The organism is Thermodesulfatator indicus DSM 15286 (genome assembly GCF_000217795.1).
GTDB classification, from domain to species: domain Bacteria; phylum Desulfobacterota; class Thermodesulfobacteria; order Thermodesulfobacteriales; family Thermodesulfatatoraceae; genus Thermodesulfatator; species Thermodesulfatator indicus.
Genome location: NC_015681.1, coordinates 1,238,180 through 1,263,649 on the forward strand (window position 1 = coordinate 1,238,180; position 25,470 = coordinate 1,263,649).

Annotated in this window: 26 protein-coding genes and 1 tRNA gene; 11 read left to right on the forward strand and 16 right to left on the reverse strand. The window is 42.3% G+C overall.

What is annotated here, in order from left to right:
* The first annotated feature begins 28 nt into the window (after positions 1 to 28).
* Genes THEIN_RS05950 through THEIN_RS05985 form a run of 8 tightly spaced genes read left to right on the forward strand, consistent with a single transcriptional unit; the run spans position 29 to position 6,549 of the window.
* Positions 29 to 385, forward strand: coding sequence for a DUF6955 family protein (locus THEIN_RS05950; RefSeq protein WP_013907779.1), 357 nt, complete (start codon positions 29 to 31; stop codon positions 383 to 385).
* Positions 386 to 424: 39 nt separating this feature from the next.
* Positions 425 to 1,579: an exo-beta-N-acetylmuramidase NamZ family protein gene (locus THEIN_RS05955; protein ID WP_013907780.1), complete on the forward strand. Its 1,155-nt coding sequence runs from the start codon at positions 425 to 427 to the stop codon at positions 1,577 to 1,579.
* Positions 1,572 to 2,618 (forward strand): DHH family phosphoesterase, encoded by a 1,047-nt coding sequence (locus THEIN_RS05960; protein WP_013907781.1) that lies wholly within the window; start codon positions 1,572 to 1,574, stop codon positions 2,616 to 2,618. Before THEIN_RS05955 ends, THEIN_RS05960 begins: the two co-directional genes overlap by 8 nt.
* A gap of 16 nt (positions 2,619 to 2,634) precedes the next feature.
* On the forward strand, positions 2,635 to 2,994 hold the full coding sequence (locus tag THEIN_RS05965; RefSeq protein WP_013907782.1) for an FmdB family zinc ribbon protein: 360 nt from the start codon (positions 2,635 to 2,637) through the stop codon (positions 2,992 to 2,994).
* On the forward strand, positions 2,984 to 4,228 hold the full coding sequence (locus THEIN_RS05970; protein ID WP_013907783.1) for a glucose-1-phosphate adenylyltransferase family protein: 1,245 nt from the start codon (positions 2,984 to 2,986) through the stop codon (positions 4,226 to 4,228). The genes THEIN_RS05965 and THEIN_RS05970 overlap by 11 nt, the downstream gene beginning before the upstream one ends.
* Positions 4,228 to 4,488: an HPr family phosphocarrier protein gene (locus tag THEIN_RS05975; RefSeq protein ID WP_013907784.1), complete on the forward strand. Its 261-nt coding sequence runs from the start codon at positions 4,228 to 4,230 to the stop codon at positions 4,486 to 4,488. Before THEIN_RS05970 ends, THEIN_RS05975 begins: the two co-directional genes overlap by 1 nt.
* Positions 4,485 to 6,209, forward strand: a complete 1,725-nt coding sequence (gene ptsP / locus THEIN_RS05980; RefSeq protein ID WP_013907785.1) for a phosphoenolpyruvate--protein phosphotransferase — start codon at positions 4,485 to 4,487, stop codon at positions 6,207 to 6,209. The genes THEIN_RS05975 and ptsP overlap by 4 nt, the downstream gene beginning before the upstream one ends.
* A gap of 43 nt (positions 6,210 to 6,252) precedes the next feature.
* Complete coding sequence (locus THEIN_RS05985) at positions 6,253 to 6,549, forward strand: lipopolysaccharide biosynthesis protein (protein WP_013907786.1); 297 nt, start codon at positions 6,253 to 6,255, stop codon at positions 6,547 to 6,549.
* Here the strand turns inward: THEIN_RS05985 and THEIN_RS05990 are convergent.
* From THEIN_RS05990 to THEIN_RS06005, 4 genes are read right to left on the reverse strand one after another with little or no spacing between them, the layout of a single operon-like run.
* Entirely contained in the window at positions 6,535 to 7,953 is a 1,419-nt protein-coding gene (locus THEIN_RS05990; protein ID WP_013907787.1) for a hypothetical protein, read from the reverse strand. The two genes, THEIN_RS05985 and THEIN_RS05990, sit on opposite strands and share 15 nt — an antisense overlap.
* Position 7,954: 1 nt before the next feature.
* A complete protein-coding gene (locus THEIN_RS05995) occupies positions 7,955 to 9,010 on the reverse strand; it encodes an MlaD family protein (RefSeq protein WP_013907788.1) in 1,056 nt (351 codons plus the stop codon).
* Positions 8,997 to 9,755 (reverse strand): ABC transporter ATP-binding protein, encoded by a 759-nt coding sequence (locus THEIN_RS06000; RefSeq protein ID WP_013907789.1) that lies wholly within the window; start codon positions 9,753 to 9,755, stop codon positions 8,997 to 8,999. The genes THEIN_RS05995 and THEIN_RS06000 overlap by 14 nt, the downstream gene beginning before the upstream one ends.
* Before the next feature lie 7 nt (positions 9,756 to 9,762).
* Complete coding sequence (locus THEIN_RS06005) at positions 9,763 to 10,536, reverse strand: MlaE family ABC transporter permease (RefSeq protein ID WP_013907790.1); 774 nt, start codon at positions 10,534 to 10,536, stop codon at positions 9,763 to 9,765.
* Between the two features lie 174 nt (positions 10,537 to 10,710).
* On the opposite strand from THEIN_RS06005, the gene THEIN_RS06010 reads away from it, so the two are divergent.
* Positions 10,711 to 11,109: an arsenate reductase ArsC gene (locus THEIN_RS06010; RefSeq protein WP_013907791.1), complete on the forward strand. Its 399-nt coding sequence runs from the start codon at positions 10,711 to 10,713 to the stop codon at positions 11,107 to 11,109.
* Here THEIN_RS06010 and THEIN_RS06015 read toward each other — a convergent pair.
* The 7 genes from THEIN_RS06015 to THEIN_RS06050 form a co-directional block, all read right to left on the reverse strand.
* On the reverse strand, positions 11,099 to 12,247 hold the full coding sequence (locus tag THEIN_RS06015) for a radical SAM protein (protein WP_013907792.1): 1,149 nt from the start codon (positions 12,245 to 12,247) through the stop codon (positions 11,099 to 11,101). The genes THEIN_RS06010 and THEIN_RS06015 overlap by 11 nt on opposite strands.
* A 37-nt stretch (positions 12,248 to 12,284) precedes the next feature.
* A complete protein-coding gene (locus tag THEIN_RS06020; RefSeq protein ID WP_013907793.1) occupies positions 12,285 to 13,388 on the reverse strand; it encodes a kinetochore Spc7 family protein in 1,104 nt (367 codons plus the stop codon).
* An 82-nt stretch (positions 13,389 to 13,470) separates the two neighbouring features.
* The gene (locus THEIN_RS06025) at positions 13,471 to 14,016 is read right to left on the reverse strand and encodes a phosphatase PAP2 family protein (protein ID WP_013907794.1); all 546 of its coding nucleotides are present in this window, start codon (positions 14,014 to 14,016) and stop codon (positions 13,471 to 13,473) included.
* Between the two features lie 448 nt (positions 14,017 to 14,464).
* Positions 14,465 to 15,355 carry a nuclease-related domain-containing protein gene (locus tag THEIN_RS06035; RefSeq protein WP_013907795.1) on the reverse strand — a complete coding sequence of 297 codons (891 nt, stop codon included), beginning with the start codon at positions 15,353 to 15,355 and terminating at the stop codon, positions 14,465 to 14,467.
* Positions 15,356 to 15,575: 220 nt separating this feature from the next.
* A tRNA-Pro gene (locus THEIN_RS06040) sits at positions 15,576 to 15,652 on the reverse strand.
* Positions 15,653 to 15,822: 170 nt separating this feature from the next.
* Positions 15,823 to 16,128 carry a hypothetical protein gene (locus tag THEIN_RS06045; RefSeq protein ID WP_013907796.1) on the reverse strand — a complete coding sequence of 102 codons (306 nt, stop codon included), beginning with the start codon at positions 16,126 to 16,128 and terminating at the stop codon, positions 15,823 to 15,825.
* Complete coding sequence (locus tag THEIN_RS06050; protein ID WP_013907797.1) at positions 16,118 to 16,588, reverse strand: GNAT family N-acetyltransferase; 471 nt, start codon at positions 16,586 to 16,588, stop codon at positions 16,118 to 16,120. Before THEIN_RS06050 ends, THEIN_RS06045 begins: the two co-directional genes overlap by 11 nt.
* Positions 16,589 to 16,816: 228 nt before the next feature.
* Here THEIN_RS06050 and THEIN_RS06055 point away from each other — a divergent pair, with 228 nt between their 5' ends.
* Positions 16,817 to 17,512 carry a metal-dependent hydrolase gene (locus THEIN_RS06055; RefSeq protein WP_013907798.1) on the forward strand — a complete coding sequence of 232 codons (696 nt, stop codon included), beginning with the start codon at positions 16,817 to 16,819 and terminating at the stop codon, positions 17,510 to 17,512.
* The gene (locus THEIN_RS06060) at positions 17,512 to 18,171 is read left to right on the forward strand and encodes a molybdopterin-guanine dinucleotide biosynthesis protein B (RefSeq protein ID WP_013907799.1); all 660 of its coding nucleotides are present in this window, start codon (positions 17,512 to 17,514) and stop codon (positions 18,169 to 18,171) included. Before THEIN_RS06055 ends, THEIN_RS06060 begins: the two co-directional genes overlap by 1 nt.
* Here the strand turns inward: THEIN_RS06060 and THEIN_RS06065 are convergent.
* The 5 genes from THEIN_RS06065 to THEIN_RS06085 all read right to left on the reverse strand — a co-directional run bounded on the left by THEIN_RS06065 (position 18,139) and on the right by THEIN_RS06085 (position 25,455).
* Positions 18,139 to 19,134 carry an FAD-dependent thymidylate synthase gene (locus tag THEIN_RS06065; protein ID WP_013907800.1) on the reverse strand — a complete coding sequence of 332 codons (996 nt, stop codon included), beginning with the start codon at positions 19,132 to 19,134 and terminating at the stop codon, positions 18,139 to 18,141. The genes THEIN_RS06060 and THEIN_RS06065 overlap by 33 nt on opposite strands.
* Entirely contained in the window at positions 19,131 to 19,574 is a 444-nt protein-coding gene (locus tag THEIN_RS06070) for a dUTP diphosphatase (protein WP_013907801.1), read from the reverse strand. The genes THEIN_RS06065 and THEIN_RS06070 overlap by 4 nt, the downstream gene beginning before the upstream one ends.
* The gene (locus THEIN_RS06075; RefSeq protein WP_013907802.1) at positions 19,571 to 21,289 is read right to left on the reverse strand and encodes a DUF505 family protein; all 1,719 of its coding nucleotides are present in this window, start codon (positions 21,287 to 21,289) and stop codon (positions 19,571 to 19,573) included. The genes THEIN_RS06070 and THEIN_RS06075 overlap by 4 nt, the downstream gene beginning before the upstream one ends.
* Before the next feature lie 58 nt (positions 21,290 to 21,347).
* Positions 21,348 to 22,625: an endonuclease Q family protein gene (locus THEIN_RS06080; protein WP_013907803.1), complete on the reverse strand. Its 1,278-nt coding sequence runs from the start codon at positions 22,623 to 22,625 to the stop codon at positions 21,348 to 21,350.
* A 283-nt stretch (positions 22,626 to 22,908) separates the two neighbouring features.
* Positions 22,909 to 25,455: a PAS domain S-box protein gene (locus THEIN_RS06085; RefSeq protein WP_013907804.1), complete on the reverse strand. Its 2,547-nt coding sequence runs from the start codon at positions 25,453 to 25,455 to the stop codon at positions 22,909 to 22,911.
* Between the last annotated feature and the right edge of the window lie 15 nt (positions 25,456 to 25,470).

The following is a 25,470-nucleotide window of genomic DNA, read 5'->3' on the forward strand; positions in this document are numbered from 1 at the left end:
AAAACAACCTTTAAAAAGGAGGACGAAAATGGGTGAATATTTCATTGTGGTCCTTTTGGACGAAAACCGGTTGTCTAAAATAAAAGGCACCGATTTAGAAAAACACATTAAATATATGTTTGGTGGAGAGCTTAGGCTTATTGAAGTGCCTGTTAATGAAGAACTTAAGAATAAAATTCTTCAGGAGTTTGATACTGCTCGGGTTGACTCCCGTGGGGCTATTACCGACTTACCCGTAGCTTTCATGAGAGAGCTTTTTAATCAGATCGTTGAAAAGAAGTCTCTTGGCCCTGAGGTGATAGAGGCTGTGCTTCAGAAGGTTGACGAGATTAAAGAAGCGGCGGCGAAAGAATCTGAATATCTTCCTCCGCCAGAAATAGACTAAAATCAGACAAAGAAGCCGCCTGCTGGCGGCTTCTTTTTTATGGTAAAGAGCGGCCTAGAAAGACTCCTTAAAGAATCTAGAAAAGATTTACTTGATAGACGTTTAGGTTTACTCTGCCATCAGGCCTCAATTCTTCCTAATTTAACTCCTGCCTGGGTAGCGTTAAAGGCCAAGTTTTCGCAAAAACTTAAACTACTTTTTTCTCCACAACATGGCCTTTTTGGTGAAAAACAGGCCAACATGATAGCTTCTTATGAAATCGTAGAACCTGAGACAGGAGTTCCTGTTATAAGCCTTTATGGACCGCGTCTTGCTCCTGAACCAGAGCATCTAGCTGAAATAGATATTCTTTTGGTTGACTTGCAAGATGTTGGGACGCGAGTCTATACCTATATCTGGACATTGCTGCTTACCATGAAAGCTTGTTCTAAAAACGGTGTCAAACTAATAGTTCTTGACCGCCCTAATCCTATTGGGGGCAAAATTGAAGGGCCAATTCTTGAAGAAAAATTTTTTTCTTTTGTAGGGTTAGCTCCTATTCCTATGAGGCACGGTCTAACTATAGGCGAGCTGGCTTTGTATCTCTGCCAAAAATTTTCTCTAGATTTGGAACTTGAGGTTATTCCCATGGAAGGATGGTCTCGTGACATGTTTTTTCCAGAAACAGGTCTTCCCTGGGTTTCCCCCTCGCCTAACATGCCGCGGTTTGAAACATCTCTAGTGTATCCCGGGCAGGTAATCCTTGAAGGGACCAATCTTTCTGAAGGACGCGGTACAACAATGCCTTTTGAAGTATTTGGGGCCCCCTGGCTCAAGGTCTTGGCTCTTAAAGAATTTTTTTCTAAAATAGAAGGCATCAAAGTACAAATCATGCACTTTATCCCCTGGTTTGATAAATGGGCAGGCAAATTGTGCCAAGGTATAAGACTTTGGATAAAAGAGCCTCAGACTTACCAGCCAGTTAAAACCACCCTTTTAATGTTAAAGGAGGTTGCGGCTCAAAATCCTGAATTTACTTTTAGGTCCCCACCTTATGAATATGAATGGTCAAAAAGTCCATTTGACATTATAGTTGGGAAGGAAGAATTGCGGGAGGCCTTGATTACCCAAAACGAAGAACATATTTTGACTTTATTAGAAGAGGGGACTAAAGAATTTCAGGAAGAAGTAGAAGGTTTAAAACTTTATGTCTAGCATGCCAGCTTGTAAATTAGCGGTTAAAGAACCGGAAAAAGAAATTATTGAACCTAAAATAACCAGATTTAAGTCAAATCGGGAAAGGGTTCGAACTCTTCTTTCTCAATTCAAAAAAGAAGACCGGGTTCTTATCTTGATATGGGCGGATCCTGACTCTATAGCCAGCGCCCTAGCCATGAAGCGCCTTATTCGCCAGCGCGTATCTGAGGTTACTATTGCCCATGTTAACGAGATAAGAAGGCTAAATAATCTGGCCATGGTTCAACTTCTTAAAATTCCTCTGGTCAAGTTACGACAGATTAAACCTTCAGAGTACAATAAAAAAATTCTACTCGATTCCCAGCCGCCTCATAACGCCGAGTTTATGAAGTTTGATTTTGATGTAGTGATTGACCACCATCCCGTAAGCAACGGTTGGGATGCTCCTTTTATAGATATTCGTCCTGAATATGGTGCTGTTTCTTCAATGATGACCGAGTACTTGCGCACCCTGAAGATAAAGCCAGCAGTAACGCTGGCCACAGCTCTTATCTACGGCATAAAAACCGATACCAACAACTTTGAAAAAGAATGTACTATTCAGGATGTCCTTTGTTTTCAATACCTGTTCAAACGCATGAACCGCCACTTGTTGCACAAGATAGAAGCATCCACCATCAGACGCACGGAACTCAAATATTTTCGCAAGGCCCTGGAAGAAGTTAAGATTAGGAAACAGCGCCTTTTTTCACACCTTGGTAAGGTACCAAACCCTGATATTTTAGTGGTTATTGCTGATTTTTTGAACCATGTGCACGAGATAGGCTGGGTCTTCATTTCTGGAGAATACCGCGATCGTCTGGTGGTTATTATTCGCTGTGATGGTTATCGTAAAGATGCCGGGAAACTTGCCCAGCGAGTATTTGGTAAGCTAGGTTTTGCCGGGGGCCATAGAGAGAAGGCCCGTGCTGAAGTACCTTTTGGAAATCTAAACAATCACACTCACTTTACTACCCGGAGTCTTATTCGCATACTTGAAAAACACTTTCGCAAATAGCTCCTGGGGGACACCTATGCCTATTTACGAATATCGCTGCCTCGACTGTGGTAAAGTGAGCGATCATCTCGTGTTTAATAGAGATTCTTTTGTGCCTTTCTGTAAACATTGTGGCAGCAAAAACATGGAAAAACTTATTTCACGGGTGCGGGTACGTCTTTCTCTTGATTCCCGTCTGGAAAAAATGGCTGACCCCTCTCTTTTTGGCTCTTTTGACGAAGAAGATCCCAAAAGTCTAAAAAGAATGATGGATAAGTTTGGAGCGGAATTTGGAGACGAACTGGGTGACGATTTTGATGAATTAATAGAAGGCGTTGAAGAAGAAATAGAAAGCGATACCAAATCAAATACCCAGGAGACCAAAGATGCCGACTAAACAAAATGTCTCGGTTTTGGCTATGATTTTAGCTGGGGGGCGGGTGGACGAGCTTTCAGTGTTAACCTTTTATCGTCCTAAGGCCTCTTTACCTTTTGGCGGAGTTTACCGGGTCATTGATTTCCCTATGACTAACCTTATGCGCTCAGGGATTTTACTGGTAGGGGTTCTCTCCCAATATCGTCCTTACTCTTTGATGGAACACCTTGACCATGGTATCCCTTGGGATATGACTGGCCGCCGTCGAGGGGTTTATATTTTACCTCCCTTTCGTGGGCGCGAAGCTTCAGACTGGTATAAGGGAACAGCTGATGCTGTTTATCAGAATCTGGAATTTATTAAAAGATGGTCGCCTGAGGTGGTTCTTATTCTTTCTGGTGATCATATTTATCGCATGGATTACCGTCCGCTCCTTGATTTTCACCGGCAAAATAAAGCCGATGTTACCGTGGCCTTTACTCCTGTGAAAGAAGAAGAGGCTTCTCGTTTTGGACAGGGAGTAATAGAAGAAGTTTCTCCTCTAGGGGGACCTCTTAAAGATTACCAGGAAAAGGTATCCCCACCGGTTTCTCGTTATGCTTCACTTACTATTTATGCCTTTAGGCCAGAGGTTTTAAAAGAAGTACTTTTGGCCAATGCTAAGGAAGATTCTCATGAGTTCGGGCGTGATATCCTTCCCAAGATGTTAGGGACATATCGTATGTATGGCTATATTTTTAGAGGATACTGGGGATATACGAGAACAGTTAAGGAATTCTGGCAGACTAATATGGATTTGCTGGGGCCAAACCCTAAAATTGATTTAAAACGTTGGCAAATTTGTACTAATCTTGCCCATCGAGACATAAGAGACCATAAGCCATCTATTTTGGGAGAAAGCGCCAGCATTTGTGATAGCTTGTTTTATAATGGCTCATTTATTAACGGAGAAGTCACTCGCTCGATATTATTCTCGGGAGTAGTCATAGAAGAGGGAGCCCAGGTGTCTGATTCTATTCTATTTTACGGGACGATAATTAAGCGGGGAGCCAGGCTTAAAAGAGTAATCTGTGATGCAGAAGTTACCATTGGAGAAGGTACTTTAATAGGTAGCGAAGAAGACGTTACCGTGATAGGGAGTCGAACACATGTTCCTGAAGGCCTTGAGATAGGTTCAGGAGTTACTATTTATCCCGGCCTTGGACGGGAAAGGTTTTCTGAAAAAAGCTATTCTTCGGGGGTAACTATTGCCTGATGTTTAAAGAAAAGGTTATTATAGAAAGTGAGTTAGGTCTTCACGCACGTCCAGCAGCTAAGATTGCCGAAATAGCTAGGCGTTTTAAAGCAAGAGTTTATTTAAAAAAGGGGTCACAAACTGCTGATGCAGCCAGCATATTAGATGTTCTGGCGTTAGTCTGTCGAAAGGGGTCTGCCGTAGAAATATGGGCCGAGGGAGAGGAAGCCGAGAAGGCTATAAAAGAGATAACTACACTTCTGCGCTCGAACGCCCTATGAAGCGCCTTAAAGGCATAGGCGTTTCTCCAGGTATAGCTATTGGGCCAGCTTTTATTCTTCTTACCGGACGCCTTAAAATTGCTAGAAAGGTCCTTCGTCCTGAACAAATAGAAAAAGAAATAGTTCGCTTTCGTAAGGCACTGGCTACGGCTGTCAGAGATTTAGAAGAAGTCAAAAGGCATATTCCTCCTGAGATGACCCAGCCTTTATCCATTATTGATGCTCATATTTTAATGCTTAAAGATCCTTCCCTTATTAAAGAAACAGAAGAATTTATAAGACGTTATTACGCCAATGCCGAGTGGGCCTTGCGCAAGGTTCTTGATAAGTATCAAAAAATTTTTTCTTCTATAGATGACTTTTATCTCAAAGAGCGAGTCTATGACCTCGAACATTTAATCGAAAGAGTCATTCTGGCCCTTAAAGGCAAAAATGAAAATTTCGATTTAGAAGAACCTGCTATAGTTGTCGCGCGAGATCTTTCTCCTGCTGATACCGCTCGTCTCAAGCCAGAAACCACTTATGCCTTTGTTACGGAAATGGGTAGTCGAACTTCTCATACAGCGATTGTGGCTAGAAGCCTAGGTATTCCTGCGGTGGTAGCGGTAAGTGACTTGATGAATGAGGTTTCACCTGATGATTTATTAATTGTAGATGGCTTAAGTGGAGAGGTTATCATTAATCCTTCTCAAGAGGTAATCGAAGAATTTCTTGAGCGTCGAATCCGTTGCGAAGAGGCGAGAGAAAGGCTTTTAGCTCAAGCCAAAAAACCTGCCATTACCCGCGATGGTCGAAAAGTAATAGTAAGAGCTAATCTTGAGCTTCTTGATGAAATTCCTCTGGCCCTTGACTTCGGGGCTGATGGAGTTGGACTTTTTCGTACCGAATACCTTTACGTTACCCGTAAAACCATTCCTAATGAGGAAGAACTTTTTGCCAATTATCGCCAGGTAGTAGAAAGCCTTTATCCCAATATAGTTACTTTTCGCACCCTAGATCTTGGTGGTGACAAGTTTGCCGAAGAACTGGATTTACCAGAAGAGATAAACCCGGCTCTTGGGCTCAGGGCCATAAGGCTATGCCTTAAAAACCCAGCTCTATTTAGAATTCAACTGCGTGCTATTTTACGGGCCTGTGCTTACGGAAACGTGCGGATAATGTTCCCCCTGGTATCTGGCATTGAAGAATTAAGAGAGGCCAAAAAGTTTTTGCAAGAAGTTTTTGAAGAGTTAAGGCAGGAGGGCTTGGATATAGAATTTCCTCCTTGTGGAGCAATGATAGAAATACCTACAGCTGTTTTTATTGCCGATCATTTGGCCAAAGAAGTAGATTTTTTTAGTATCGGTACCAACGATTTGATTCAATACGCTCTGGCCATTGATAGAGGTAATGAACAGGTAGCTCATCTTTATGAGCCTTTACATCCAGGAATTCTTAGAATGGTCCACTATATTTTAGAAGCAGGTCATCGAGCTGGCATTCACGTGGCCATGTGCGGTGAGATGGCTGGCGAACTCCTTTATCTTCCCCTCCTCGTAGGTTTTGGTTTCGATGAGCTAAGCATGAATCCCCAGTCTATTCCGGCCATCAAAGATTATATATGTGCTTTATCTTTCGAAGAATGCCGTAGTTTGTGTGAAGAAATTCTTCAATTCGCCTCGGCCGAAGAAGTGAGAAACCATCTTGAAGCCTGGCTAGAAAAAAAGGGCCTTTTACCGTAAATTCTCCTAGATTTCCGTTTAACCGGGAATTTTGCCCTCACTATTGACTTTAACAATTTATCTTTTATTTTACCCATCTAAAACCCTTTTGGAATTTTTTATCTCTGAAGGCAAGTCTCAAAAAGAAAAGCTAGATCCTATACATCAGCAGCTACCACCATGTCAACCATATCCTCCTCCTTATTATGAAGAAGACGAAATTGACCTCTATGAACTCTGGCTGGTTTTAAAAAAACGCAAAAATTTAATTTTAGGACTTACGTTTGGCCTGGCCTTTTTAGTAGCTATCTATCAGACTCTGTTTGACTGTTTCATAATACGAATACTAAAAAAGTTTTAGAAAAAATAGGCGTAAATGCCAGTCTTTATTTTCTTTTCCTATGCCAAGTAGGCCATTTAAAAATTTTAGTTCAAAGGCATCTGGTTTATGTTTATAACTCACCAGAAACGCTAGTTCCCATATTTTTTCTTTGCCTATGGTATCGTGACGATAAAAACCCCAAAGGGCCTTTGAACGCACTGTGCCATCAGGGAAATGTATATTTTCGTATAAGCGCAAAAGAGGAGCAATAGTGAGGTCTATCCCCCGGTTATGGAAAGGAATAATGGCCGGGAAGAAAAATACTTTACTGCCATCCTGACGACGTTCGGCCTCAGCAATAGGCCAGAGGCGGCCAAACTCGTACAAAGAATGTCCCTTTTTATCTGTGATTTTAACAAATCTGCTAAAAAGAAGGATCCTGCTACCATGATAATAGATTTTTTTGGGCGAATACCCTAGGACATCTTCATAAAAGATAAAAAAAGGCCAGAGGAAAAAACGCCTTTTACTGTCTTCTCTAGCCCGGTACCCCACCAGAGGCCATATTTTGTATTCGCGATAATAAGGATCATCACCGCGGCCATAACGTAAAAAAGGTCTGGGAAAATCCCACATTTTGGTATTAGTTTTCTTGTTGTGAAAATACCGAAAAAAAGGCCATAGAACTGTATAGCGATGGTAGTCAGGAGAGCTTTCTTCTATCCAGAAGGGGAAAAACATCTCTCTTTTGCCTGTCCCATTTTCCAGGAAAAAAGTTTCCTTCCAGAAAAAAGGCCACAGCCAGAACTTACGGTCATACATATCTTTTTTAACGCGATGGCCGTAAATAGGCCAAAATTTTCTCTGATAAAGGGTAGGGCCATCGGTACGGTTATAAATAGGCCAGAACCAGGTACGAGAGACATTTTTGTCTATGCGAGAACGAATGTAAACCGGCCAGAGATAAAAGCGAATTTCGTCCTTACCGAAAAAGTCATAAAGTTTGCCATAAAAGGGGAAAAATCCTGAAAACTTTTTTCCTTCTTTGGATTCTCCCCAAAAAAACAATAAAAAACTGCGAAAGCGTTTTTTTTCAGAATGGTTATTATCAGCCGAAATAAAAGGAATAAAGCGTAAACGGCTATAATTATCCCCGCGCTGATAATGGCCAAAGGGTGGCAAAAAGTAGAGATCGTATTGATCGTCTTTTTCTTCTTCAGCCAAAAAAGGTCTTAGGGCCAGCCCTTTCTCCTGCGGGGTGGAATAAGAATAAAAAAACGGCCCGAGAATTTCTAATTCGCTGGCAGAACCATCACTTGATCGTTGATAAAAGAAAAGAGGCCACCAATTTTGGCGAATTTTTTCTGCTCTAGCAGTGGGGCCCAGCAAAGAGCCTAAACATGTTAGTAATATTACTAGAGAAAATATCTTTTTGCAGGCCATCTTATTGTAGGACCATTCCCCCTACTGTGCCAAGAATGGTGATAGGCATTTGTTCCTGAAGGCCCACTGCGGCCTGGTTTACGTTACGTATAGTTTTTTTCAGGTCTAGATATAAAGAGTCATCAGTGAGAAGTTTCCCTAAAGTGCCTTTACCTGAAGAAAGTTTTTGAGCCACAAGATTTAAAGACTTCACGGCTTCGTTTAGTTGATTGTATAGTTCATCATCAGTGAGAAGTTTTCCAAGGGTGCCTTGCCCGGCTTCAGCTTTTTGCACTAAGTTTTTAAGCGTTTGAGTGGTTTGATTAAGATCTGCTATAGTCTGTTCCAGCTGAACGTATAAGTCATCCTGATTAACCAATTTGGCCAGAGTTCCGTTTCCGTGATTAATTTTTTCTGCAACCTGATTCAAATTGTCAGCAATAGACTCAAGTTTGTAATAAAGCTTATCGTCTGCTATGAGTTTTCCGAGGGTCCCTTCACCGTTTGCTAGCATTTCATTAATTTTACGGAAAGATTTGGCAGCTTCTCGCACATCAATGGACATCTGTTTAAAATTGGCTCTCACCTCTTCGGAAAGCAAAACTTCTTTGATACCAGAAGTAATCTCTCTTATATCGCTAAAAGCTGGACCAATTTCTGCAAGCAGTTGGTCTATATCTACAGGAGTTACTGTTTTAGCTATTATTTCTCCAGGAGAAAGATAGGCTTTAGCCTTCCCTTGCTTGATTTCCACGTACCGGTCTCCTAACACGCCTTTGGTGCGAATAGCAGCTTGGGCATCTTTAGTTATCTTTATGCCTTCTCTAATACGCATTTCTACCAGCGCTTTTCCATCAACTAACGAAATATTTGATACCCTTCCAATCTCTACCCCAGCCATTTCCACTCGTGCTCCACTTACCAAACCAGAAACATTATCAAAAACGGCCTTAAGGGGATAACCTTTTTGTTTAAAAAAAGTTTCTTCTCCTAATTGAAGGCTGAGGTAACCCAGAGCTAATAAGGTAATGAAGACAAAAAGACCTACTTTAATTTCTGTGCCGCTATTCTTTCTCATGGTGCCCCTCCTTAAAGCAGGCTGGTAAGGCCCTTATAAATTTTTTGACAAAGGGGTGCTCTGATTTTTTTATTTTTTCAGGAGGCCCTTCTTCTACTACTTGTCCTTCGTATAAAAAGGCTATCTTATCAGCAACAGCAAAAGCAATGGGAACATCATGGCTTATAACCACACAAGTAAGATTTAATCTTTCCTGTGTTTCTTTAATTAAATAAGAAATACTTTCTTGCATTATAGGATCAAGACCGGTAGTTGGTTCATCAAACAAGACTATCTCTGGATCAAGGGCCAGGGCACGGGCTAGAGCCACCCGTTTTTTCATCCCGCCAGATAGCTCGGAGGGCATTTTATTGATGGCTTCCAGTAATCCTACCTGAGATAACTTAAGTTCTACCCTTGCCCTAATCTCTTTTTCCGAAAGTTTTGTGTGTTCTTTTAAAGGAAAAGCTACGTTTTCTCCCACAGTCATGGAGTCAAAGAGGGCCCCTTCCTGAAAGAGCATACCAAAGCGTTTACGAACTTTCATAAGTTCTCGCTCAGAAAGCTTGGTAATATCTTTACCATCAACTAAGATTTGGCCTTTATCTGGAGAAATGAGTCCAATAATATGTTTTAAGAGGACGCTTTTTCCGGTTCCACTGGCTCCCATAATAAAAGTCATTTTACCGGCAGGGATTTTCAAATTTACCCCTCGCAATACCTGGTGTTTGCCAAAAGACTTGTAGAGATCGATGATTTTTATCATAGAGCCCCTAACCGAATAAAAGAGAGGTAAGAATGTAATCAGCCACTAAAATACTGATTGAAGAAATTACCACGGCCTGAGTAGTGGCTTTACCTACACCTTCAGCTCCACCACGGGCATTGTAGCCTTTATAACAACCTACTGTGGCCAAAATCGCTCCAAAAATAAAGGCCTTGTAAAGACCATTAGCAATATCTGAAAAATCAACAAGTTCACGCATTTTAGCTATATAAATACCTGCGTCTATATTAAGTAAACCAACGCCTACAAAATAGCCACCTGCTATACCCACTACATCGGCGAGTACGGTAAGCAAAGGCACCATCAAAATAGCCGCCCAGATTCTGGGAACCACCAGATAGTGAACCGGATTTATCGCCATTACTTCCAGGGCGTCGATCTGTTCCGTGACACGCATGGTGCCAATTTCTGCGGCCATAGCTGAACCAGCCCTTGCGGTAACCATAAGGCCGGTGAGAACCGGCCCTAGCTCACGCAAAAGGGAAAGGGCTACCGTTGCTCCTAGTAAAGTTTCTCCTCCGAATTTTTTGAAGCCGTAATAGCCCTGTAGGGCCAAAACCATTCCTGAAAAAAGCCCGGTAAGCACTACTACCAAAGTAGATTTAACACCAACGAATTCCATTTGCTTGAAAAGCAGTTTTAAGCGAAATGGAGGACGAAAAGTATAAGCCAAGGCCTTGAAAAACATTAAGGCCATGCCGCCCATTTCCTCTAATAACTGAAGGAAAAATTTGCCTAAGACCGCTATGGGATTATACAATCAGTCCTCCTGTGGATCTCTGGGCCTAATTTAAAACTCAGCTTTGACTTTAATAAAGATCCCGATTTTTGTAAAATAATTCTATATCCTTCACCGTATTGGGAGAGAGATCGGGAGGGGCATTTGGGGTCTGACAAGTTGTAAAATTATTCGTATTATTTTAAAGCCTTAAAAATGAAACGTATTCTTTTTGTATGTACGGAAAATGCCTGCCGCTCTCAAATGGCCGAGGCCTTGGCTAACCACTTTTTTGCCCAAGAAGTTAAGGCCTTTTCAGCAGGAATAAGGCCCACCAAAGTTAACCCCCTTGCTAAAAAGGTTTTAGAAGAAGTAGGCATAAATACAGGTGGCCTAAGAAGTAAATCTTTGTCTGAATTTTCACTAAAGGATTTTGATTTGATAGTAACCCTTTGTGACTCTGCGGCGGAGGAGTGCCCCTTTTTGCCCGAAGCAAATATTATTCACTGGCCATTTCCTGATCCCGCCAAAGAAAAAGATATTAGCACTTTCAGAAAAGTAAGAGATATGATAAAGGCGGCTCTTCCTGAAATAATTTTAAAAGCTAGGTCTTAATGTAAGGGAAGGCTTTTCTAAAAAGTTTGTTATTAGGAAAGAAAGAACTAATGTCTTTCAGTCGTCCTTCTTTGCGGGCTTCTAAAATGCGCCTGGCAATGGTAGGCCCTATGCCTGGCACCCTTAAAAGTTCTCTGTAAGAAGCTCTGTTTACGTCCACCGGGAAAAATTGAGGATTACTTTCTGCCCAGAGTTCTTTTGGGTCTTTTTCAAGGGGTAAAAAGCCGTCTTTTAAAGGAATTTCTCTAGCAGAAAAACCGTATTTACGAAGTAAAAAGTCAACTTGATATAGACGATGTTCTCGTAGAAAAAAGTTGTTTTGACGGGCTAGATGTTCTCCTGGAAGGTCTTCTCTACCTAACCCCGGTTGATAAGCCGAAAAATAAACACGGTTTAACTTTAACTGGCGGTAAAGTTTTTCTGTTTGCCATATTATTTCCGCATCGGTTTCTCCGGCAGCTCCTACGATAAACTGGGTGGTTTGAGAAAAAGAAAAGTTTTCTTTTAGCTTCTTAATTTGGCTTAAACCCTGCCAAATTTTTTCAAACTTTTTAGTCCGAGAAAGACAGGCAAGCCTTTTGGGCGCCGAAGCTTCTATGTTTAAAGATAGGGCATTAGCCAGCTTAGCTGCCGCTTCAATGGCTGCTTCACTGGCCCCGGGAATAACTTTTAAATGGATATAACCGCCAAAACCTTCTTTTTCTCTTAAGATGCGTGCTACGGCGATAAACTTTTCCATTACCTGGTCAGGATGGGCAAAAATAGCTGAACTCAGGAATAAACCATGGACGATTTTCCGTCGCCACAGGGATATAAAGGCCTCGGCTATTTCCTCAGGTTTTAACGAAAGCCGAGGGAAGTCTCTTTCCTGGCGTAAAGGACAATAGGCACAATCACTATAACATTGATTAGAAAGTAAAGTTCTAAAAAGGGTCATACGCCGGCCGTTTGGCAAAACCACAGGATATAGCCAGCGGCCCAAAGGCCCTCTTTTACGTCCCTGTCCCAAGGCATCTTTGGCACATGAGCCTGCTAAATCAAAACGTGAATCTCGAGATAGGAGGCTTAAACGCTCACGAAAATCAGGCTTGATTTTTATGGCGGGAGCTTTTTCAAAAAGAGAGGCCTGCCTAAGCATGTTATAAGCTTGGCAGGCCTCGCGGGAGACGTCAAGTCTAAGCTACAGGATACGCCTTTTCTGGACGTTCTTCTACTAGGCGCACGTTGGTAGCACCTTCATCAAGTTGGACGATTTTTGTTCTAGTAACTACTCTTTCTGGAAGCTGGATAACTCTGCCTTTGCGCCTAATCACCGTAGGGGAAATCCTTGTCTTATAAGTGATCTTTACACCAAAGACTTTGCGGCCAAAACGGGTGGTAAACTCACCGGGGCCCTCCATTTTGATATCAAAGGCATCGCCAGGGAAATAAATCCTTTTTACCCTTAAGCGCGGATAGGCCCTACCACCTTTATATTCGTGCGGACTTTCATAGACAAGCCACATAACCTTTCCCGCCCGATAACGGGCCTCGGTGGGTACATAGGTTTCTGCCTTTTGTTCTTCCTCAAGTAGCCGCTGGAGATACTCCTCAATGGTTTCTTCCTGAACTAGCTCGTCCTCATTCCAGACTTCATAAACAATATCCCAATTATTGACCGCGGCGATAATGTTAGCCAGTTTTACGCTGCGTTCATTCTCTTTATGGGCAATCTCACGGACTTTTTCCACGTGTTCACCTAAGCGTCTTTCTAACTCCCGGGAATATGTAAGCGTGACCAAAAAGTCGGCGTATTTTTTTAATTCGGTAAGTTCTTCCGGCTCGTCAACAAAAAGCATGGCCTTACGCAAACGGCAAAATTCTTTTCTAAGAACATCTAACTCTTTTTGAATGGCTTCAATGATTTCAAGGGGCTTGGCCTCTTCTATCTCTTTGATAAGAGCATCATCTAATTCATCAAGCTTTTCTTCTATTTCTTTGGCTGTATCAGCCCGCCAGGGATTATAATGCTTATCCCATCCTTTATAACGAGCTATATAATTGGCCAACCGCACGGTAGCTACATTTTCCTCACGAGCTATCTCGCGGAGTTTTTCAATTATGGGGCCAAACTTTTTTTGCCAGAAAGGGCTATAAGTCAGAGTGCAGAGATAATCAGAACGTTTTTTAAGGTCAGTAAGTTGCTCAGGAGTTTCCACCGCAAGCATTTCGTCGCGAATGATACAATTTATTCTTCTTATATCGTCAACGGTATTTACCGGTCCATAGATCCAGGCCATCCTCCCACCTCCTTAGTTTGGTTTCATTTCTGAAAATAGGTACGCAAACTCTACTTGTCCAGTCAAGGTTCAGCAAAATAAACTAAAATGGTTTGAGTTTGAGAGGAAGGAAAGCAATGGGTTTCAATTGAATCTTCCTAGCTATAAAAAAGCTAGATATACCAATAATAGCCCCTGCTAAAACATCTAAAGGAAAATGTACCCCTAAATAAATCCTTTCTATACCCACTAAAAAACTATAAGCTAATAAAACTACTTGACCTAATTTATTAACCTTGCGATAAAAAAAGGCAATTATTACAAAAACAAGGGCCACGTCTCCTGAAGGAAAGGAACAATGATAAAGAGGGAGGAGGGGTTTAAAATTGTCTAGTAAGCTTCCTGGCCTAGGTTGAGGAAAAACATTTTTTATCAAGATAACTATTAAAGTTTCTAACAATATAGCCAATAAAAAAGTTCCTATGTGTTTTCGAAACTTAAAAAATACCAATACTAAAACCGGTAAAAGTATCCAACCCTTTCCGAGAATCACAAAGCTTTTAAAAAACAAGTCCAGTTCAGGAGTATGTAAACTCTGAACTAAATAAAATATTGACAGGTTAGGATAAAAACTTTCAATATTTATCATTTTTATTATCCCCAACTTTTTTTAGACGACAAAGTGTCATCGTAGACAAGCTTAGTGGCCGCGGCGAATAATCCTTCTCTATTGCTGCGAGGAGGCTGTTAGGCCGACAGAGTATCCCTAACAGGTCATCACCAGGAGGTCCGTTAGGACCTACGAAGTAATCTCTGAGATAGCCTTGAGGCCTTGTTTGAGATCGCTTAGCTTCGCTCATAATGACTAAAATTGTCATCTGTTTTATGTTCCTGGTGATGATAATTTCTGTTTTTATCAAAATAGATATCAATAGGTATAGTTTTTCTATATTTTGGAAAGAAAATTTAAATTTTTGTAAAATTTTTGTTAAAAAATAGACAGACTGTAAAATTTTTTGGGATGGTTTAGCTATGGAAGCGAATAAATTAGTCTTAGGAAGGTTAAATAATATTTTTGATTTTCATACTTGTGATTATTATCTTTTATTAAAAGTTTGTTGGCAGTTAAAACAATAAGCCTTTCCTTTAAAGCGTTCTTTGTTATTCCAACAAAATTTGGCTTCTTTTTCGGAAATAGATTTCCTACATTTTGCACAAAAATATCTATTTTTTGTTCTTTTTTGTTCTTCTGTTATTTTTTGTTTTTCTGTTATGCCGAATTTTTCTGCCCAGTTTATTTGGACTGGTTTATGAAATCTTACTAATTTTTGAGCAAAGTTAAAAATAGTTTCTGTTGAGCTAATATTTAAAATAAATAAAGGATTATTTGCATTATCTAAATTATTTTCTATTACTTTTTTAATTTGGTCGGCTTTAATAATTTGTGAAGTATCAAATTTCTTATTATTAGGCCGTTTAATGATAGAACTAGGAGAAATTAAAATGTAATTAAAAAATTTTGGTTTGAGGCTTATTCCTAAACGTTTGGGCATTAAATCATTATCTCGAATTAATTCGCATAATACTTCTATGTGTCTTTTATTTTGTTCAATAGGAGAAGGGATGCCAAAATACTTGCCTTTATAATAAACTTCAAAGTCTCCAGAAGGGGTTATTCTTAGCCCATAAGAGAAGTTTTTGGATTCTAATACATAAATTTCAAAAATTCTGTTAATTAATAAATGATCAATCTGAGCCACTCGGCCTCTGTGTTCAATTCTTAAGTCATGAATAACCATCCAATTTTTGGATTTTCCATAATGAAAGTCTATATAATAAGCTGCATCTCTTTCTCCTTGTTCACCTTTTTGAATAGCTCTTATTTCCCGTTCTATAAGAAATCTTTGCTTGGGAGAAATGTTATAACTTAACAATTTTCTTAGCTTTTTTATATCATTCTCTCTAGAATCTTTTCTTTTGATAATCATTTTTTATGCTCCACAAAATAGCCAAAAATTTTTTCTAAAGAACAAAAATATTTTTTATTTCCAGTGCTCGGCAAGTAACTTAAGATCTTCATGACTAACGTGGCTTTTTTAAGATAGCTGGCCATAAAAAGTACAAACTTAAATCATATTGCTATTTAACTTTTCGGCGTTTGTGGAAAAGACCTAAAGGGGATGGTTAAGAGTTGAAAAATTAAAAAAATGGTCGGGACGGCAGGATTTGAACCTGCGACCCCTGAGTCCCGAACCCAGTGCTCTACCAGGCTGAGCCACGTCCCGACTCTAGCTTAATAATAAAGGGCGCAACTTAGCTGTCAAGCTCGGCTCTAAAATAGCTCCCGTTTTAGGCCGACGGCTTCGGCCCCTAGCATAACCGTACAAGACAAAATAGACCCCGCAAAGATCAGAAAAAGACACTAGTAGAGATAGCGTAAGGCTTTCTTCAAGGTTTAGCTAGCCTCTCCCTCTTCAGGGAGCTCTTCAATTGATTTAGGAAACAGATGAAGATGGGCTGTCTGACCTCTATCTACGGCTACTAAATCGGTTTCCACTTTGAATTTATTGCCTATGATAACGGCTTCTTTTAGCCAGAAAAATCCATCTTTGTAGGCTTCAAAAAGACCTTCATAGCGAGTGCCAGCTCTGGTTTGCACTACTACTTTTTGGCCTTTTAAGGTTTCAAAATAATTCTTCTGCTGATTTTCTGGCTTTTTCTTTTCAGCAGGCTTTTTTAAAACGATCTTTTTAGGTTTCATTCCCTTCCTCTTTCCTCCTCAGGTCTTTGCGTAGTTCGTACGCTCCTAGACCAGAAGGATAATAGTTATCAATCTTCTTTTTAATAACATAATTTGCCTTTTTAAAGAGGGCCAGGGCTTTTTTATTTTCAAACCCAACATGAGCCCGCAAATAACGATAACCTTCTTTTCGGGAAATTTTTTCGGCAGCTTTAAGCATAAAAGTACCCAGGCCCTTGCCTTGCCACTCGGGAGCTACAAAAATAGCCGTTATATCAATATAGGGCTGCCAAAACGAATTAAACATGGGTCCAAGCATAATGAACCCCACAGGCCTTTCTATTTCCAGAATGTAAGTTTTTATCCAGGGGTCATCAAACCAGCGGGGAATAATTTCGTGATAAGGGCCAAATTTTTGAAATTCATAGGCGGCCTGAGAGATAAAAGACTTGTCTTTGGGCTCTCCCTGTCTCAGTTTCATATTGACGTCTGCCAAAGCTTACCTTAAGAAAATTATTAAAAGAGACTTTGCCAAATTCAAAAAGCATAGGTTGAGATTGCTTCGGCTGCGGGAGCAGCCTCGCAATGACTCTTTTTGGTTATAACTGCGAGCCTATTTTCTATTTGTCACTGTGAGCCCTTATGGGCGAAGCAGTCTCTTAAGTAAAATATTTGGCAAAGGTCTCTAAAAAAAATAAGGAGACAAGTCATGCAAATAACTTTTTTAGGGCACGCTACCTTTAAGATAATAAGTCCTGAGGGAATTCGCATCCTTATTGACCCCTGGCTTGATAACCCGGTCAATCCCTATAAGGATGACCGTGGCCCCTACGACCTTATTCTCATCACCCACGCCCATGGGGATCACCTCGGCAACATTTTAGAAGTAGCCAGGTCAGCAGCTACAGAAGTTATCGCGATTCACGAGATTCAACAATATTTGCTTGCCCAGGGTGTTCCTAACGTAACCGGCATGAATATAGGCGGTTCATATCGCACCAAGGGTATCACCATTACCATGGTCCAGGCCATACACAGCTCTTCTATCCAAGAGGGGGACCACATAATTTACGGGGGAGACGCCGCTGGTTTTGTAGTGCGCCTGGAAAATGGCCGTACTTTTTACCACGCTGGAGATACTGGTCTTTTTTACGACATGAAGCTAATTGGTGAGTTATATCAGCCTGAAGTGGCTTTTCTACCTATAGGGGATCACTATGTTATGGGGCCACGAGAGGCGGCCAAAGCCTGTGAACTTTTAAAGCCAAAAGTAGTAATCCCCATGCACTTTGGCACTTTCCCTCTGCTTACCGGTACCCCTGAGGCCTTTAAAAAATACCTGGCAGAATTTGCGCCGGAGGTTTTCTTAAAAGTGCTCAAACCTGGTGAGACGGTAGAACTCTAATGCCTTTTGCCATATCTTTTATCGGCCGGCACAACAGCGGGAAGACTACGCTTGCCGCGCAGGTAGCGGCTCTGTTGAAAGCCAAAGGCCTAAAAGTCGGGGCCCTTAAGTCTTCTAAGGAAGCGGGGCCACGCTTAGAAGAAGGCCGCCAGGATACTAACCTTTTCTGGCGCGAGGGCGTTGAAAAAGTCGCCTTCTGGGGTCAAAATGAAGGTTTTTTACGCTTCCATGTGCCGGAGAAAAATGACTTTAGCTTCTGGTACTTTGTCAAGCGCTTTTTTCCCGAGGAAGACATCGTTATTTGTGAAGGCTTTAAAAGCCTAAGAAGTCTTCCCAAAATTGAAGTGGTAAGGGAAGATCTCCCTGAAGAGCCTCTTTACAAGGAAGGAATCCCCGGCCTCATTGCCGTGGTAGGCGATAAAAAAAGCCCTTACAGGGCTTTGCCAAATGACCCTGAGGAAATAGCCGAGTTTATTCTTTCTATTAAACCCCGACCGGAAAATAACATTTTACTGGTGGACGGAAGGCCTGTGGGGCTTACCCGTTTTGTGGCCAGGGCCTTGACTGAAACTGTAAGAGGCTTTCTCAGAAGCCTTCGCGGGATAAAGGACCCCAAAGTGATAGAGCTACGCCTTAAGCTCCCTGAGGACAAGGGCTAGTCCTTCAGCCAGCCGTCTAATTTCCCACTGGGCCTTGGGATGATTACGCTTGTTTACAAAATCTTCCCACACGAAGTAAGGCCCGGTAGCCAAAATGGTAGTGGACGACCCTTGCGGGGTTATGAAACGGGCGTCTTCTTTTTTAACTCCTCTTTTGACGATGTTCTGGTAGGCGTGAAGGCCCTCTTCAATCTGCCTGGTGTAAATAGCGCGAGCCTCATCGTCAAAAGAAGGCGGAAATACGAACTGGTCCACTTGGGTATAGCGATGCGAACGTTGGTTAAAGTTAAGCCAGGTGTGCCGCACGAATTGATGGGAGAAAAGCCGGCTAAATCCTTCGGCTACAACGGCCAGCCAGCCAAAAGGCTTTGTTTCTGAAGGGGCTACGTCTATCACGAAGACTTGAGGCCTGGCCTCTATGCCTTCTGGCTCGTTAAAAGTTTGAGAAATTAGCTTGCCTAAAGTCGTCCTTTGAACAATTTCAGCCTTGCCTTCATGATAGGCTATTTCAAAAACTTGAAATTCTTGCCACGCATGGCTTTTTTCGTATGAAGCCTCAAGTATTTCCATAAATTCTTTTTCTTCATAGACCTCAGCAAAGTGGCGCAAATTCAAGCACACGGAGCCGTCATGGGCCCACCAGGCCTTAAAAAGCACCTGAGAAAGGCGGACCATTTTTTCAGGAGACAAGCTTTCGTTAACCACTACGGGAGAGTGGGCAAAGACGCTGGCGTGGCCAGAAAGCTTGAGCCTTCTCAAAAAAGAGAGAAATTCTTCTCTTTCCCGAAAGCGCTTTTCTGCAAAAAGATTTAAGGGTCTCGTTGAAGCGTAACAAATGCGCGCTCCTAAAAAACTCAAAAACAAAGTATCCCGAAAAAGGGCCTTATCTTTTTCTACCAAAGAATCAAAAAAAGGCTTCGTTTCCTCTAAAAAGCGTTTATAGTAGTCTTGCACGCTAATCATTTTTCATATCCTCCAGTGCTACCAAAACCCCCTCTTGATTTGGGGCAGGGAACCTCTGAAACCTCTTCTAACTCTCCGTCAGTTAGCACTTTCATAAAAAGGAGCTGGGCAATGCGCTCACCAGCCGAAACCAGAACAGGCTCGTCTTTTAAGTTTAAGGCGAGAATTTTTAACTCGTCGTCTTCGCCGCAATAATCAAAGTCTATAATGCCGGCTGAGTGGGGGAAAATCAGCCCTTTTTTGCGGAAAAGAGAAGACCTGGGAAAGATAAACATGCCGTATGGCGACGGCGCTTTGATAACCAGGCCTGTGCGAATAAAAGAAACTTCACCTGGAGGGATTTCGGTGTCTTCAAGGGCAAATAAATCCCAACCAATGGCCCCAGGCGAGGCCTTCTCTGGCAGCCTCGCCCGCGGGTCTTTGCGAAAGACTTTTATCATGCGTAAATCCTTATCTCTTCCCAGTTGGTTTTAAGATTTTTTAAGAGGTCAAGGCCTTCAAGCAAGTTGACCCCGGTTTCTAAGACGTCTAACCCTGAGATGTAACGGCAAAGTCGCGCGGTTTCAAGAGCAGAGCCAATAATTTCTGGGGCTAAATTTTTTACTTTTTCTTCAAGCTTGTCGTAATCTTCTTTGCGTACCCTTATTTTGCGCCCTTTAGGAGAGAAGCGGCCAATTTCCCTTAAGGCCAGGAGCACATACCAAACGTGAGGGGTTAAAGGAAAGTCAACACCGTTGGGCACGGCGGAAAGCCCCTGTTTTATTTTCTCACCAGCCGGAGTTAGCACGTAAAGCCCGCCAGGAAGAAGATCAACAAGCCCTGAGGCCAGGAGTTTGCGCAATCCGTGTAAGACCTGGGGGCGTTTGTTTTCAGGGTAAAAACTTAGAATCTCTTCTTCGCTAACTCCTCGCCAGAGAGGGATGCCGCGCATAACGAGCATTTCTTCCCTGGTAACTACTGGTAGGCGGTCAATGTTAGAGGCAATTTCGGCCAAAAGTCTTCCCTTCTGGCTGGGAAAGCCATTGCCAATGACCCCTTGTTCTTCAGCGGTCTTTATCCATTGGTCATCTGGAGGCATATTTTCTGTGCGGGTAACGGTGATAGCCATAACCGCCTGGGCGTAAACCGGGCTCAAGTCTTCAAGGGCCAAAAGCTCTTCTCCATAAGGAGTCAAGGTGTAAGAGCCATCCGGCTCGCTGGCGATCAGGCGAAATCCTTCCAGGCGATAAAGGCTTTGCTTGATTTTAAACGGGTCACGAATATCCTGCGCGGCCAGGAATTCTTCTATGCCTTCGCGAGTCTTTACCGGTGAAGCCTTAACGGCCCTTAAAACCGATATATTCCAGCCACTCAGGTCAATGGAGGGATTTACGGTTATGGGCTCAAAGAAGAGTTTGGCCGCCATCAAAAGGTGTTTGCCTGGCACGGTAAGATTGCCTTGAGGGTCAATGGCTCCAAGTGTTTCCAGAGCTTCAGTTTTTTTGTTTTCAATGATGTCTCGCAAAGTAGTTACACTAATGGAAACTTCAGGCACAAGTCCGGTTCTTAAGGCTGCCCAGAGCTGGCTGCCCACCCCGGTAAACGCGTAGTACTCTCCTTCAGGGAGGGTAAAGGTCAAGAGCCGTTGGGCCTCAAGCTGAAAAATGTGATTTTCAGGGATAGGCTCAAGGAAGTTTTTACGAGCCGGGCCCACAGGCAGGCCCAGAATGCTTTTGGCCAATTCCGGAGTCACGAAAAACTCAATAGTTGCCGAACGATAGGCCTCAAGTATAGCCTGAGCCCAGGGCTGTAAGCGTCCGTCTCTGGCCAGCCCCCTTTCTTCAAGTTCTTTGTTTATTTCCTGGTTAAAATCCGTGCGCCCTTGAGCCCGCTCGGCAATCTGAAGCATAGAGATGATACGCGAGCCTACCAGGCGATAGTTTTCGTAAAGGTCTGAAAAGTTGAGATTGTTAACATTTTCAGCGGTTCTTAGAGACTCAAGGATTAAAAGCCCGCTTCTGGTAAGGGCAAAGCTTTCCTCTTCTTCGGTAATTAAACCGGCAAGCCTTAAATGTAAGAGAATTTCCAGGTCTTCCGCAGTAAGTTCCTCAAGCTTTTCAAGGCCTCCTTGCTCAAGCCGCTTTAGCATTTCAAAGTGTTTTACCGTTACGATCATGGGCCACCTCCTCGCTTCAAGATATCCTGGCTTTACGGTAATCACCCGAGGCCTTAAATCAAGCGAAGAGGCTTTTCTGGCGGGGACCTGCTATTTGTTCTTCTTCGTCGGGTTCAAAGATGCGAATCTTTCCGTAAACCCCGTCAAAACCCGGTTTGATGTAAAGACGGCCCTCTCTTACACGGGAAATCCCTTCAACAATCCGTTCAGGAAAAAGGCTTTTTAATTCAGAAAGGTCCTTATAAAGAAGGATATCAAGTTCGCTTCCGGCCCGTTCAAGCAGTTGACGGTAAGTCCTGGCCACGATCTGGCTCTGCACTCCCTTGCCAAGAGCTTCGGCTACGATTTCCTGAAGGGGCACGAGATGTACTGCCGGAGGCTTTTCTTCTGGCTTAAAACCATTGGGGCGGTCGGCTAACTCCACAACCCTGTGCATTACGCCTACAGTTAGGGGCTCACCACAAACAGGGCACTTGCCACCGTGAGCCATGGTCTCTTCTGGAGAGAAAAGCACGCCACAGTTTCGATGGCCATCGTAGTGATACTTCCCTTCTTCGGGATAAAACTCAACGGTAAAGGCCAGCTTGTCATTCCGGAGGGCCTGGGCCATGGCCTGATAGCCCAAGGGTCTAAAAAAGGCATTGGCCTCGCGGGCCAGTTTGCTTGGCGAATGGGCGTCTGAGTTTGAAACCAGGGCGTAGCGGTCAAGGGTGGAAAGACGCCAGTTCATGGCCGGGTCAGAAGAGAGCCCGGTTTCAAGGGCATCAATGTGTTCGGCTTCTTCCTCAAAACATTCTTCAATGGAGTCAAAGCCAGAGAAAGCTCCGAAAAGAGAGTACCAGGGCGTCCAGATGTGGGCCGGTATAATCAAAATGTCAGGTGAAATGCGCCTAAGGAGTTTTACCAGGTCTTTTACCGGAAAACCAAAAATCGGCCGGCCGTCAGCGGAAAGATTGCCAAACTTGGCCAGGGCTTTGTTTATTTCGCGAACTATCTCAAGGCTTGGGGCCAAAATCACCGTGTGAACACGGCGATTTTTCTTATCCCCTTGCGAAAAAATATTAGAAACCTCGGCGCTTAAAATAAAACGAGGACTTTCTGGGTCTTCTTTATACACATAAAGGCCGTCTTCTGGAGCCGGGATTAGGTATTCTTCAAGCTCAGCCAGGTAATCCGGATGGGTAAAGTCACCGGTGGCTACTACTTCTAGGCCCTTTTCTTTGGCCACTCGGGCAAGAGTGGGAATGGTCATCTCTTTACTGGTGGCTCGAGAATAGCGGCTATGGATATGTAAGTCGGCAAAGTAAATCTTTTCTCGCGGCGGAAGTTTTATCATTTTTAAATCCTTTGATGCTTATTTCCGAGTTATTTTAGATTACTTTTAAGCGCTGGCAATAAGGTTATTTTTGGCGAGATTTTGCCAAATTTAGAAAACATAGATTGATCGCCACGGCGACTAAATCGCCTCGCGAGATTGCTTCGCTCGCCAGCGGCTCGCTCGCAAGATACCCCCGTCACGGCGAGAAGCCTCTCTCCTTCTGTCACTGTAAGGGCCGAAGGGAGTCGGGACAGGCGACGCAGTCTCTTGAACCACCAGCCATCAGCCATAGGCCATTTAGTCACGGCGAGCCCGCAAGGGAGAAGCCGTCTCTTAAGTATGGCATTTTGCTTTTAAATATTTTGTTTATTATCTCATAAAGCTTTTTTAGGTTATATGGTTTGGTAAGTATTTCCAAAAAGGGGTATTTTTCAAGAATTTTTTCGGTATCTTTGGTGTAACCAGTAGAAAGAATAGCTTTAACGCCAGGGTCTAATTGTCTGAGTTTTTCTATGGTCCATACTCCGCCTTTCCCTCCAGGAACGGTAAGGTCAAGGATTACCAGATCAAAAGGCTTACCTTCTTCCATGGCCTTTTGGTATTTAGCCAGAGCTTCCTGGCCATTCTCGGCTGTTTCTACCAAAAAACCCTTAATACTGAGGGCTTCTTTGAGAAGATCTCGCAGATATTTTTCATCATCCATCACCAGAATCTTTCCTGTTGTCACTTCACAAGAATTGACTTCTTCTTGCTTTTTTGGTTTTTCTTTGGTTTTTTCCATGGCGGGGAAAATCAAAATAAAGCTTGTTCCCATGCCTGGAGCGGACTTTACTTTTAGCTGTCCCTGAGCTTTTTCTACGAGGCTTTTAACTATGGCCAGCCCAAGTCCGGTTCCTGTTTCTTTAGTAGTAAAACCCGGTTCAAAAATTTGGTCTAAAATGGCCTCAGGTATTCCTGGGCCTGTGTCTCGAACAACCAGAATTACTTTTCCGTTCTCATGTTCCGCCTGAATAAAAAGGTTGCCTCCGTTAGGCATGGCTTCTTTGGCGTTAATAATTAGGTTTTGAATGATTTGAGAAAGATGCCCCGGATCTATCTTTACCGTTGGTATATCATCAGGAATTTCTACTACAGCTCTTATACCGCTACCTTGAAGTAAAAATTTAACCAGTTCGGTGATAAAATTTTTTAGCGAGACCTCTTCAGGAACCGGGATATCTCCTTTAGAGAACATGAGAAGCCTTTGTGAGAGGCGCTGGGCCTGTTCAACAACATTTAAACACCGTTTAAGAATGCTTTTGAGTTTTTCATCAGAGGCAACTTGAAGGGCCAGATCAACATTTAACATGATAGAAGCCAGAAAATTGTTAAAGTCATGGGCTATTCCACCGGCCAACATCTCAAGGGCCCGGTGTTTTTCCAGGTTGATTCTTTCTTCTTCAAGCTTTTTTCTTTCAGTAATATCCTGAATAAGTCCTAAAAAAACAATATTATCGGAAAGCTTCAAAAAATTGAAATATATTTCAACCGGAAAAACTGAGCCGTCTTTTCTTTTGGCCTCAACTTCTAGCCTTTTTCCCGCCAGTCGGAATTTTCCGGTTTTTAAGGCTCTTTCAAAGCATTCCCGATAAAGGGAATGATATTTCTCTGGAGCAAGGGTTAAATGAAGGTCTTTTCCGTATAATTCTTCAGCCTGGTAGCCGAATATTTTTTCCACAGCCGGGTTTAAGTAGGTAATTTTTCCCGTTTCATCCATTAAAATTACCCCAAGAGGAGCTTTTTCAGCCAGAGATCTGAAAAGAAACTCACTTTCTAACAACGACTGGTAAACATTTTTAAAGTCAGTAATATCTTGAAAGACATTCCAGAGATAAGTGTTGCCTCCTTCTTTTATTAGCCTGGAAGTTATTTCTACCCAGATAGTTTTATTGGTAAGAGTTTTTTGTTTAAGCTCGTACTTTTGAACTTCTCCCCTTTGTTTTAGGGTTTTAATAAATTCTTTTCTGTCTTCTGGATTGGCGTAAAAGTCATAGGCCTTTAATCTGGTCACGTCAAAGTTTTCTGGAACCTGAAACAACTTCTTAAAGGCCTGATTCACTCTATAAATTCGGCCTTCTAGGTCACTAATGGCAATGCCTACTGGGCTTTCTTGAAAAAGACGTTTAAATCTCTCTTCAGCCAGCTTTTGTTTCTCTATATCTATAAGGAAATGTAATTTATAACTTTCGGTACTTGATACGGGAAGAACTGATTGATAAAAAAGATAGCGGCGATTTTTTAGAGTAATTTCTACGGAGGATTTTAATTCAGAACAGAAATCACAAGGTTTATTTCTTTCAAAGAGGATTTGATAACATTTTTTTTGTGAAAAATCTTTTTTTATTAAATTGTTAAATTCTTTGTTGGCTATAATAACTTCATGATTTTTATCAACCACGTAAAATGGCCAGGGGAAAATATCTTCTCCCAGTTTTTCTAAAATAATAGCATCTAATTCTTTAAATTTGATTGAGCGTATTACATGTAGCCAGCCAATTAACTGGCCATCTTTTTTTATAGGATAGACATAACACCAGAGCCAGCTCTGGATAGAGGGTTCAAATATATGCATACAAACAGAGCCCTCGCCTCGGGCCCTGGTTCTAATACAAAAGGCAGGGACAGTTTTAACCTCGTGAACGACTTCATAGCAACGCTTGCCTATTATTTCATTACGTGGTTTATAAAGTATTTTAGTTAAGGCTTCGTTGGCATAGACGATCTTACCCTGAGGGTCAAGGAGCATGAGGCCATCTGGCAGGAGATCAATGAGTTCGGTTTCAAACTGGCTTATATGTAGTTTTTCCATCTCTACCTCCGTTCC

Excerpts from the sequence above, each read along its gene's own strand:
- THEIN_RS05950 (WP_013907779.1), top strand. The coding sequence starts at position 29 with ATGGGTGAATATTTCATTGTGGTCCTTTTGGACGAAAACCGGTTGTCT.
- THEIN_RS05955 (WP_013907780.1), top strand. The coding sequence starts at position 425 with ATGGTAAAGAGCGGCCTAGAAAGACTCCTTAAAGAATCTAGAAAAGAT.
- THEIN_RS05960 (WP_013907781.1), top strand. The coding sequence starts at position 1,572 with ATGTCTAGCATGCCAGCTTGTAAATTAGCGGTTAAAGAACCGGAAAAA.
- THEIN_RS05965 (WP_013907782.1), top strand. The coding sequence starts at position 2,635 with ATGCCTATTTACGAATATCGCTGCCTCGACTGTGGTAAAGTGAGCGAT.
- THEIN_RS05970 (WP_013907783.1), top strand. The coding sequence starts at position 2,984 with ATGCCGACTAAACAAAATGTCTCGGTTTTGGCTATGATTTTAGCTGGG.
- THEIN_RS05975 (WP_013907784.1), top strand. The coding sequence starts at position 4,228 with ATGTTTAAAGAAAAGGTTATTATAGAAAGTGAGTTAGGTCTTCACGCA.
- ptsP (WP_013907785.1), top strand. The coding sequence starts at position 4,485 with ATGAAGCGCCTTAAAGGCATAGGCGTTTCTCCAGGTATAGCTATTGGG.
- THEIN_RS05990 (WP_013907787.1), bottom strand. The coding sequence starts at position 7,953 with ATGGCCTGCAAAAAGATATTTTCTCTAGTAATATTACTAACATGTTTA.
- THEIN_RS05995 (WP_013907788.1), bottom strand. The coding sequence starts at position 9,010 with ATGAGAAAGAATAGCGGCACAGAAATTAAAGTAGGTCTTTTTGTCTTC.
- THEIN_RS06000 (WP_013907789.1), bottom strand. The coding sequence starts at position 9,755 with ATGATAAAAATCATCGATCTCTACAAGTCTTTTGGCAAACACCAGGTA.
- THEIN_RS06010 (WP_013907791.1), top strand. The coding sequence starts at position 10,711 with ATGAAACGTATTCTTTTTGTATGTACGGAAAATGCCTGCCGCTCTCAA.
- THEIN_RS06015 (WP_013907792.1), bottom strand. The coding sequence starts at position 12,247 with ATGCTTAGGCAGGCCTCTCTTTTTGAAAAAGCTCCCGCCATAAAAATC.
- THEIN_RS06020 (WP_013907793.1), bottom strand. The coding sequence starts at position 13,388 with ATGGCCTGGATCTATGGACCGGTAAATACCGTTGACGATATAAGAAGA.
- THEIN_RS06025 (WP_013907794.1), bottom strand. The coding sequence starts at position 14,016 with ATGATAAATATTGAAAGTTTTTATCCTAACCTGTCAATATTTTATTTA.
- THEIN_RS06035 (WP_013907795.1), bottom strand. The coding sequence starts at position 15,355 with ATGATTATCAAAAGAAAAGATTCTAGAGAGAATGATATAAAAAAGCTA.
- THEIN_RS06045 (WP_013907796.1), bottom strand. The coding sequence starts at position 16,128 with ATGAAACCTAAAAAGATCGTTTTAAAAAAGCCTGCTGAAAAGAAAAAG.
- THEIN_RS06050 (WP_013907797.1), bottom strand. The coding sequence starts at position 16,588 with ATGAAACTGAGACAGGGAGAGCCCAAAGACAAGTCTTTTATCTCTCAG.
- THEIN_RS06055 (WP_013907798.1), top strand. The coding sequence starts at position 16,817 with ATGCAAATAACTTTTTTAGGGCACGCTACCTTTAAGATAATAAGTCCT.
- THEIN_RS06060 (WP_013907799.1), top strand. The coding sequence starts at position 17,512 with ATGCCTTTTGCCATATCTTTTATCGGCCGGCACAACAGCGGGAAGACT.
- THEIN_RS06065 (WP_013907800.1), bottom strand. The coding sequence starts at position 19,134 with ATGATTAGCGTGCAAGACTACTATAAACGCTTTTTAGAGGAAACGAAG.
- THEIN_RS06070 (WP_013907801.1), bottom strand. The coding sequence starts at position 19,574 with ATGATAAAAGTCTTTCGCAAAGACCCGCGGGCGAGGCTGCCAGAGAAG.
- THEIN_RS06075 (WP_013907802.1), bottom strand. The coding sequence starts at position 21,289 with ATGATCGTAACGGTAAAACACTTTGAAATGCTAAAGCGGCTTGAGCAA.
- THEIN_RS06080 (WP_013907803.1), bottom strand. The coding sequence starts at position 22,625 with ATGATAAAACTTCCGCCGCGAGAAAAGATTTACTTTGCCGACTTACAT.
- THEIN_RS06085 (WP_013907804.1), bottom strand. The coding sequence starts at position 25,455 with ATGGAAAAACTACATATAAGCCAGTTTGAAACCGAACTCATTGATCTC.